A 1,931-nucleotide genomic window follows, 5' to 3' on the forward strand; every position below is an offset into this window, starting at 1 on the left:
CAGGGGAGTGGTCGCATCATCAACATGGGCTCCGTGGTGGGGTTCCTACCCGCACCTTATATGGCGCTGTACTCCGCCACCAAGCACGCGGTCGCCGGCTATTCGGAATCGCTAGACCATGAACTGCGCACGCAAAGCATTCGCGTCTCGGTTGTGGAGCCGCCCTATATCAACACGCCGTTCGAAGCGAATCTGATGCAGCCCGATGCACCGCTGGACATGTACCGCGAAATTCGTGCGGGCATGGAGCAGCGGCTCAAAGAAAGGCATCGGTGGCGCAGAAGGACCTGAGATGGTGGCCGCCATCGTGTTGAAGGCGGCCACCGCCGCGCAGCCCAAGACCCACTACGCTCCCGGGATGGCCGGCCGCCTGCGCCTGCTGCGCAGGTTTGCGCCCGCCAGTATGCTGGACGCCGGGGTGCGCAAAGACCTTCAGCTTGACGCCTAGGCGGCTACCGTTTCGACACGCCATTCACCAACCTCGCTACCACAGGAACTAGAAGGGCCATGAAAGCACTCACCTTCAAACGCTATGGCAAGTCGCCCGACATCGGGATTTCGGACGTTCCCCGCCCCACGCTCAAGCCCAACGAACTGCTCGTTCAGGTCCACGCTGCGGCCGTGAACCCGGTCGACAACGTTATCCCCACCGGCATCTTCAAACCCGTCCTTCGGTTCCAGCTTCCGGCTACGCTGGGCAGCGATCTGGCCGGTGTGGTGACGGAGGTCGGCAGCCGCGTGACGCGCTTCAGACCCGGCGATGCCGTCTTCGCCAGCATCTTCGACCTGGGTACGGGCTCGATCGCCGAGTTCGCGGTGGTACCGGAGAGCGCTGCCGCGATGAAGCCGGCCAACCTCGACTTCGTGCAGGCGGCATCGATCCCGATGGTCGGACTCACCTCGTGGCAAGCGCTGAACGAACGGGCCAATCTTCGGGCCGGTCAAAAAGTGTTCATCCCGGCAGGCTCCGGCGGTATTGGCACGTTTGCGATTCAGCTGGCAAAGCACCTGGGTGCCAAGGTGGGAACGACCACCAGCACGGGCAACGTCGAACTGGTGAGCAGCCTTGGCGCAGACGAGGTGGTCGACTACAAGAAGCAGGAGTTCGAGAAAGTGCTACACGGCTACGACGCGGTGCTTGGCACGGTCAGGGATGACGCGTTAGGGAAAGCCATCGATATCCTCAAGCCGCGAGGCACGGTGGTATCTCTGGTCGGCCCGCTGGACGCGGCGTTCGCACGCGCTCGACGGCTGAACTTCTTCCTGACGTTCGTCTTCGGCTTGATGAGCCGCAAGATCATGCGCCTTGCGAAAAAGCGGGACTGCACTTACTCATTTCTGTTCGTGCGTCCCGATGGCGATCAACTCGCCCAAATCGGCGAACTCCTCAAGGAAGAGCGCATCCGGCCGGTGATCGACAAGGTGTTTCCATTCGAGCAGGCAAAGGAAGCCCTTGAATACCTTGCCCAGGGGCGTTCCAGGGGCAAGGTCGTCGTCAAGATGAGATAGAGGCCGTCAGCAAGGGCAACGTCCCAGGATAACTTAGCGTCAATTCTTTGACACAATAAGGAGAACGAATTGAGTACATACCCAACCGCCAACATTGGCAAGCGCGCGCTGGTGACCGGCGCATCTAGCGGCATTGGCGCGGCAATCGCGCGTGAACTCGCGGCGCTCGGCTTTGATTTGGTGTTGACGGCGCGGCGCCGTGACGCACTCGACGCGGTCGCCGCGACCTGCAAGGGCGTAAAGGTGGAGATCGTTATCGCAGATCTCGGCAAGCCCGATGCCGCGCGCGCGCTGTGGGCCTCCGCCACCGAATGCGGCCCGATCGACATCCTGATCAACAACGCCGGATTCGGCTACTTCCGCCGCTTCGACGAGGTCGACTGGGCGCGCGACGCGGAGCTCGTCCAACTCAACATGACCTC

At 62.0% G+C, this 1,931-nt stretch carries 2 protein-coding genes and 1 pseudogene; all 3 read left to right on the forward strand.

The features are described from left to right. Window positions 1-448 (forward strand): annotated as a pseudogene (locus C0Z16_RS36880) (SDR family NAD(P)-dependent oxidoreductase); the annotation flags it as partial. Window positions 449-507: 59 nt separating this feature from the next. After that, a complete protein-coding gene (locus tag C0Z16_RS36885) occupies window positions 508-1,509 on the forward strand; it encodes an NADP-dependent oxidoreductase (protein ID WP_102636836.1) in 1,002 nt (333 codons plus the stop codon). A gap of 69 nt (window positions 1,510-1,578) precedes the next feature. Beyond that, window positions 1,579-1,931, forward strand: a 353-nt coding sequence (locus tag C0Z16_RS36890; RefSeq protein ID WP_146014424.1) for an SDR family NAD(P)-dependent oxidoreductase, incomplete at its 3' end; no start/stop codon positions are given.

It is taken from the genome of Paraburkholderia rhynchosiae (genome assembly GCF_002879865.1).
In the GTDB taxonomy this organism is placed as follows: domain Bacteria; phylum Pseudomonadota; class Gammaproteobacteria; order Burkholderiales; family Burkholderiaceae; genus Paraburkholderia; species Paraburkholderia rhynchosiae.

Bases quoted from the DNA above. Each gene is read 5' to 3' on its own strand.
- C0Z16_RS36885 (WP_102636836.1), top strand. From the start codon at position 508: ATGAAAGCACTCACCTTCAAACGCTATGGCAAGTCGCCCGACATCGGG.